The sequence below is a fragment of the Methylomicrobium agile genome, from assembly GCF_000733855.1.
In the GTDB taxonomy this organism is placed as follows: Bacteria; Pseudomonadota; Gammaproteobacteria; order Methylococcales; family Methylomonadaceae; genus Methylomicrobium; species Methylomicrobium agile.
Map to the genome: position 1 here is coordinate 59,556 of NZ_JPOJ01000004.1, position 7,435 is coordinate 66,990.

The following is a 7,435-nucleotide window of genomic DNA, read 5'->3' on the forward strand; positions in this document are numbered from 1 at the left end:
CCGTTAATATTGACAGCAAGGGAAGTTTGATCGGACTCTGACCTCCGATATACCGCAAATTTTAGGATTCTGTTTTTTGTTTTCTGTGGTGCATATATGGTGTAATATTGGTGTATCGTAGATTTTTTGAGAGGTCGCGCCATGGTGAGACAAAGCATATCCGTATCAGAGCCAAATGACGAATGGCTGAAGGCTCAAGTCGCAAGTGCAGAATACAGCAGTAAGAGCGAAGTGATTAATGACTTAATCCGGCGGGCGCGGAGGCAGCAGCTTGAGCTCGAACATGTTCGCGCTGAACTGATTAAGGCTGAGCAAAGCGGGTTCACCGACGAGAAACCGGAAGATTTATTAGCCAACTTCAAGGAAGAAGCACGGCAAGATGGGCTCTTATAAACTCACCCGAAAAGCCCGCGCTGATTTGAAGAGAATCTGGCTGTACGGCGTTAAAATGCACGGAAGTCAGAGAGCCGATCAATATCATAGGGGCATTCTTGAACGCTTAGATCAAATTGCTGATCACCCCTATTTATTTCAGGCTGTTGACCATATTCGAGAAGGATATAGGCGTAGTGTGTATGGAACCGATAGCATTTATTACCGGATCAATGACGATATGGTTGAGATTATGGCTATATTAGGGCGTCAGGATACAGAAGATTGGCTGTAAGCACCACTCGCTATATTTTGTCTCCCTTCCCTCTTCTCCCAAAAACGGCCGTTTTTGATAGATAAAACACCTGGCAAAATAAGCATCCGAGCTATCTGAAAAGTATTCGGCCCAATCTGCCGCGCGTTCTTGACTTTCACTTCTACTCGAATTTGTGCAGATCTGATGATTTAAGAATTAAGCGGTTGGTCGATAGATAGGCTCACTCCCAGATCATCGAACGATATTTTCAGTTTAGCACCAGAATGGGAAAGCCGGATTTTCCAATCCTCGCAGCCCCATTCAATAGGAGATATTACTTGCCATGTCTTTTCACCTCCAGGTTGACCTTCACGGATATTAAAGAATGCCGTCTGCATTGTTTGCTCATTTTTGAAGTTGCAGCGACCAATCTGTCGAGACAATTCTATATTAAAATCGCCGACTTTTACGGCAACACGGCCAGCTAGTTCGATTTGCTTCACTGCGGCAACACCGAACATTGTGTCTGCCTCCAGAACCTCTGAAGGAAGATGAAGCGGCGTTTCAGGTTTGGATTCTGGTATTTGAACTAATGAGTTGGTTGGTTTTTCAATTTCTGCGAGCTCTGGGTATTTAGGGAGGTCAGTAACCCGCTCAATTCCGAGGCGCTTCATTGCTTCGGAAAGTTCACGCTGGATCTCGGAAGCCCGACGGCTTTGCCCCGCCTGCTCGCGCTCATATTCAAGCTGTCTATTCTTGCAGATGATCCACCTGAGGCGGGCAAACTGTTTCTGTTCCTCAGAGAAGAGGGATTCCTTGGTGACAGCTTCATAGAATGGAAGAGCGTCGGTGAACTTGCCGCCGCGCTCGATGGCGGCGCCTGCTTCCTCTGCCGAGACAAAAGGACGCCATCGCCCTTCTTTGACGCGCAAAAAACGCCGCAAGAATTCGCTAAGTTGTCGCTGAAGGTGTCCAGGCAATTCAGGAAACGCATCTGATCGGGCTAAGGCAGACACAAGTGTGCATTGAAGTTCGTCTGCATGGCTCTCGACCAGTTCGCGGACCGCATCTTCGGACCAGTTGGAATCAGGAGAGAAATCCAGAGTTGACGCGAACTTGGCCAATGGTTCCCACTCTCCGTTTCCAACCATCGCGATCACTGTGCCATGCAGTGCTCGAATCGCTGTTTGGGCTTCGCCTTCCGATATCGCCTTGAGTGCAATTCGTCTTATTACAGTGGCATTCTGCGATTTCCACGCAGCATCAAGCGCATCGTTTAAGCGATTGCACTGGAGATACGCCAACGAGATGTTACTCCATTGCGCAGAATCAAGGTCTGTATTGGTGCGAGCTTCAAACTCCTGGATGATTTCGACAAACGCCCCGACCTTCATCAAAGCTGCAAGCTTTCCCGGATATGGCTCGATAGCCGCTTTCGCTTTTAAATATTCATCCGATTTAGTTTCTCCGGCTTTTTCCCATCGTTGCACTGCTTTTTGCAGGCTTCCCGCACGGAAGTGGACTTCCGCCATTTTCCGGTCAAGCTGAGCAATGCCGCACGCTTCAATCTTTTCGAGCACGTGCTCCAGTGTTCCGGCCATCGTAAGGGAAGCGTCATTCCGGACATTGTCGATGATGGTATTGATCCCGTCGCGCCATGCGTTTTCGGAAGACACATACGCCGCAAAGGAAGTTTCCGAAAGGCGGGCTGCCAACTCTTCAAGAAGCTCGATTCCCCGGCTTGACGACACACTCGTGTCTAGGATCGCCAGCGCATATTTAAATTCTGTCTCCCTAGCCACGCTCGCATTCAGTTTTCCTAATTCGGTGAGTCGCTGCCAGCCCGTCTTTCCCACTTTCCAGAAGCACTGCACAGCTTCGGGAACTACGAACCCAGCATCTAAATAGGCCTCAGCTGCGGCGAGGTGATCGCCCTCCAATTCCAGCGCACGTGCACGACACTCAGTGGCTTTGGTGGAATCACCGGCGCTCCGATAGGCAAGGGCCGCTTGCCGTAGAAGAAACGCATCCTTCCTTGCCCTACCGTCTTCCTCAAAAGTCTTAGCGTTGTCTATCGGATCACCCGCACTCTCGCGGGTTAGATCCTCCACTTTGCCCATCGTCATGCCCTCGACAGCGGGGGCATTTTCGTCTTCTGGATCAGCATTCCACACAGTGCGGCCACGATTTGCCGCATCAATGACCCGCCTGGTGACCTCTTCTCGGTTCGCAAACTCCCAGAGAGCATTTATCCCGGACTCGTCGTCTACAATGATCAAACGCTGTTTGGGACGACTGACCGCCACGTAGAGGCGATTGATGAAATATTGAAACGGCAGCGAGTGATCCTTTGTTGCCTCATCACCGCCATGGGTGGAATCCATTAATTCCATTAAATTCCTTGGCGCCACTCCTCCGAAGCCGTAAACAACCACGACCTGATACTCTCGGCCTTTTGCTCGGGCTGCGCTCAATACGTTTTGTGGAATTTCATCCTCCATGCGAATGTGTTGTCTGAGGATAGGATCGTCCCGAACAAACTGAGCCTCTTCTCCTTCGTTGCAGGGAACAATGACGACGAACGAGTCTGCCTCTTTGAACCTCTTCCAGAAGGAGGAATCTCCCGAGTTGAACCAAACCACGGGAAATACGCCCTGCGGCAAAGCCCACGGGGTTTGTGGGCGTAATTCCGGCATTTTAAAAAGCGCCGACCGCAGCGCCTGAACCCCGTTGCTGAAGCGGACAATGGGAGGAGTGGAGCGGTAATTGTAGTGAAGTTCCCGATAGTTGAGTTCCGTCCTACCAGAGAGTCCACTTGGATCGAGCGCCCGAATGAACTTCTCGACGAAGGAAGCCTTGATAGCGTCCCAGCGAAAACCGGTTGGATTCAAAGTTTGAAATTGGTCACCTGCAAAGGCGAAAGGCACTCGGCTCAGATCGTGGGGTGGCACTGCTCGGTTCGAGAACAAGTTGAGACGCAAAAGCAGTTCTAGTTCAATCCGGGTAAAATCTTGCGCTTCGTCACAAAGAACCGCAGGACTTGCCGGTTTTGCCAAATCGTTGTCGAGGATAAACCGAGCCAGATCTTGGTCGTCCCACAGCCCTTTGGCTTCGGCTATTTTTGAGTACCGCCCTTCCCAGACCCGCTCGAAAACTGTTTGGAATGTCTGCCGAGTCACCGTGATCTGGTTCTCCGGTAATTGCTCATAGTCGTCGGGATCCATCACGGTCTCTGAAAGCATACCTTTGATGTAGCTGCGGATGATGTGCCAAGAAATATCTGGCCCAAATTCCCGCGCAGCAGTACGATCCATTCCAAACCATTCCGTCCATAGTTTACGGAACTGTGAATAGTCCACCCGGCGGGATAGTGCGAATTGTTCCTGCCTAGTTCGCGCATCAACCATTGAGAGCAGGTGGGGTTGAAATTCCCGGAATGCCTCGTCGAGAATCTCTCGATTATCATCGACCAAACTAGCCGATCCACTTCCTCGAAAGGTGGCCTCGTTACGCAGGATACGCTCGATAAAACTCCGCGCGACGCGCAGTAGTTCTCCGTTTGCTGTCAAGTACACGGGAGGTGCAATCAATTGGGCCGCCGGTGTGCTCAAGTAATAGAAAAGCAGATCCGCAAAAAGATATTGCAAGATGGTGGACTTGCCGCTTCCAGCACGACCGTTTACGAACAGAGGAAACGCCCCCTCTGTCCGACGCACACTAAGCAAGACATCGGACTCCTCAGGTGAAAGTGCCATGTTGGCAACGGGTTCCTTCTCAATCTCCACCCACGTTTCCTCATCCGCGAGCATGTAAGCCGGATAGGCTCGTCGGCTAGAACGGATGATGTGTGTTAAATGCCCGCTTTCGAGTTGCCCGCGGTATTTTTCCACGATCTTCTCTGCTTTCGCGCTCGTGGTATCTGTGACGGGGGTGATTAACAGCACCCGGCCTTGACTCCGATGAAACCATAAACCCCAGCCGGATTTATCCGGGATTTTCAGAAAATGAACGCCTGACTCTTGCGATAACGCATTGAGACAGGGTTGGGCAAAACGGACAAGCTGGTTTGCGACTCTCTCTTCCGCCACAGCATCTTTCCATTCGATTGTCTCGTAAACCATGTCCTCCTCAGCAGAGCTTTGGCGGTGGGCAAACGCCTCATAAAGAAATCCATATTCCACCGTAGTCGGCTCGGGTTTGGTTGGGGGGACTCTACTCTCGTTCGTTCGTTAATGTATTCGGCCAACTGCTCATCGGAGACCCGGCAGCTAAAATGCTGTTTCCCGTAACCGACTGGATCTACTGCGAAATAGTCCTCATAATCTCGGTCTCCACGGATCATGATCGCTAGAAATACAATCACTGCGTGGTCGCCCTGGATACGAAGATCAGCAATCAAACGACCTTGTCGCCCTCCAAACTTCTTTTTGACTAGATAAGGTGGTGGAAACGGATCGAATTGGCTGGTACTCTGAGATTTCTCAACTCGCTCCTTAAAACGCTCGAGCTCATCTGATAACGCATATCGGAGAGCGTCTTCTGTGCATTCCTGAGTGGTATAAACGAACAATGCCATAAAATAAACCTAATTGTCTTCCTTTAAGATCGATGTAGTCGAACACGAGGTTCACTCGACCACTGCGGTGCCCTTTCGGGTCAAAGTCACGGGGCTATCGTTTTGTTGGTCGGTGCTGAAAATACTTGTGAGGAAGCACACCGTACTTCTTCTGGGAGTAGCGATCAGCTATAAATGGGAAAGGTGTTTATCCCTCTAGTCATTGCCGTTCCATACGAGATAATGATAGATGGAAAAGCACTACTAAGGAAGCAGTGATTAATTCAATGTTGTCGCTCCTGCGAAAGCGGGGATCTAAAAACATAAGGTGCTGGATTCCCAAGTTCGGGGAATCATGATGTTGTCATTATCAGAAGTCGACTGCACCATGAACCGCCCCGGGTTTGTCGGAGGCTGATTGTTGTGAGTCATGCCGCGATAGCAGACTCATAAAGTTGTTGATAATACCTTGCCTCGGCTTCAGCGGGAGGCATATTACCAATCGGTCCTAGCAGTCGTTGATGGTTAAACCAATTGACCCAAGTCAAAGTGGCCAGTTCGACGGCTTCGCGGTTTTTCCAGGATTGCCGATGAATGACCTCGGCTTTATATAAGCCATTGATAGTCTCGGCCAGGGCATTGTCATAAGAGTCTCCTACACTGCCGACCGACGCCTCAACACCGGCTTCTGCCAAACGCTCAGTATAACGGATCGACACGTACTGCACGCCGCGGTCACTGTGATGAATCAGACCGCCATCCCTTGCTGGCCGACGATCAGACAAAGCCTGTTCCAAGGCATCCAGGACAAAATCGGTCTGTGCAGAAGCGGAGACTTTCCAGCCGACGATGTAGCGGGCAAAGACATCGACCACGAAAGCGACATACACAAAGCCTTGCCAGGTTTTGACATAGGTAAAATCGGCGACCATAGCGCATTCGGACGCTCGGCATTGAATTGGCGGTTAACGCGATCCAGCGGACAAACTGCGTTGGAGTTGCTAATGGTGGTTTTGACAGTTTTACCCCGCATAATGCCTTTGAGCCCCAGTTGTCGCATGAGGCGCTCGACCGTGCATCGAGCCAACGAGAAGCCTTCGCGCTGCAACTGACGCCACACTTTACGCGCGCCGTAGGTTGGAAGTTTTCTTCCCAGACCCGACGAATCTGAAGGCTCAGCGCTTCATCGCGCTGGCTGCGGGCAGAGCGCAGCTCAGGCTTGGCCGACGTGCCGCATGAAGGTAATAGGTCGACGGGGCAATCGGCAAGACTTTGCAGATCGGCTCGACCCCGTAAACATTGCGATGTTCATCAATAAAGGCTTTCATCGTTTGAATGGGCGGTCGAGCTCCGCCTGGGCAAAATAAGCCGACGCCTTGCGTAGAATCTCGTTGGCCTGCCGCAATTCACGGACTTCCCGTTCCAATGCTTTGATGCGTTCCGATTCACTGCCGGCCGGCTCCTGTGTATCACCGCTGGCTTTTTGTGACTGCCTGATCCAGCGGCGAAGCGTTTCCGCCGTACAACCGAGCTTGCCGGCGATCGACTGAATGCAGCCCATTCTGAAGTGTATTCGCCCTGATGCTCGCGCACCATGCGAATCGCCCGCTCTTGAATTTCTGGTGAATAGTGCTTGGTGGTTTTCTCTTTCATTGCTCTATCTTCTCATAAAGTTAGAGCCTCCTGAAAACCCGGGGCGGTTCACCATTTCATTGGCTTAGAACCGCATTGTGCAGAGGACTACTGAGCACTCACAAATCAGTAGTCCTCCTGCACAAGAATGAGGCTTAGACATGGAACCAGATTCACTCCTGCCGTTAAACGGGGTTTGCTTGCTCTGGCCGATGACAATCACTCTTGTGCAGTTGGCTCTAAGCCGAATAACTGTTTTTAGGCAGGCAGCCCAACCTCATCATGGCACTGCCGAATGAGGCCATCTCTAAGTAGTGCAATCGACTTTTGACATTTTGTGCAGTCGACTTCTGAAAATGACACAAACGCTAAACTTTCGGTTATCCCTCCAATTCTTATAAATATCTCTTGAAACTTATCTCTAAAGTAACTCATAGTGCGGCTGAGTTTTCGGAGGTGCTATGCTTGTCGGTTATGCCCGCGTTTCCACACAAGACCAGAATCCCGCCCTGCAGCTGGATGCGCTGAAGGCGGCGGGCTGTGAGAAGCTGTTTGTCGAAAAGGCTTCCGGTGCCCAGCGTGATCGGCCGGAGCTGTTGGCGGCGCTGGACACTCTCAGG

Annotated in this window: 4 protein-coding genes, 1 pseudogene and 1 other annotated feature; of the genes and pseudogenes, 3 read left to right on the forward strand and 2 right to left on the reverse strand. The window is 51.0% G+C overall.

Features of this window, described 5'->3' with window-relative positions; all coding sequences use genetic code 11:
• Positions 1-141 precede the first annotated feature (141 nt).
• The gene (locus CC94_RS0120960; RefSeq protein ID WP_031431980.1) at positions 142-393 is read left to right on the forward strand and encodes a ribbon-helix-helix domain-containing protein; all 252 of its coding nucleotides are present in this window, start codon (positions 142-144) and stop codon (positions 391-393) included.
• Positions 380-667 carry a type II toxin-antitoxin system RelE/ParE family toxin gene (locus CC94_RS0120965; protein WP_031431981.1) on the forward strand — a complete coding sequence of 96 codons (288 nt, stop codon included), beginning with the start codon at positions 380-382 and terminating at the stop codon, positions 665-667. Before CC94_RS0120960 ends, CC94_RS0120965 begins: the two co-directional genes overlap by 14 nt.
• A 170-nt stretch (positions 668-837) precedes the next feature.
• On the opposite strand, the gene CC94_RS0120970 is transcribed toward CC94_RS0120965, so the two are convergent.
• Positions 838-4,809: an ATP-binding protein gene (locus CC94_RS0120970; protein WP_157203576.1), complete on the reverse strand. Its 3,972-nt coding sequence runs from the start codon at positions 4,807-4,809 to the stop codon at positions 838-840.
• A gap of 802 nt (positions 4,810-5,611) precedes the next feature.
• A pseudogene (locus CC94_RS23450) lies at positions 5,612-6,836 on the reverse strand (IS3 family transposase).
• Positions 6,437-6,553 (reverse strand) — a sequence feature (AL1L pseudoknot). (Overlaps the previous pseudogene by 117 nt.)
• A gap of 440 nt (positions 6,837-7,276) precedes the next feature.
• Between CC94_RS23450 and CC94_RS0120995 the strand changes: the two are divergent.
• On the forward strand, positions 7,277-7,435 hold a 159-nt coding region (locus CC94_RS0120995; RefSeq protein WP_031432028.1), incomplete at its 3' end, for a recombinase family protein.

Excerpts from the sequence above, each read along its gene's own strand:
- CC94_RS0120960 (WP_031431980.1), top strand. The coding sequence starts at position 142 with ATGGTGAGACAAAGCATATCCGTATCAGAGCCAAATGACGAATGGCTG.
- CC94_RS0120965 (WP_031431981.1), top strand. The coding sequence starts at position 380 with ATGGGCTCTTATAAACTCACCCGAAAAGCCCGCGCTGATTTGAAGAGA.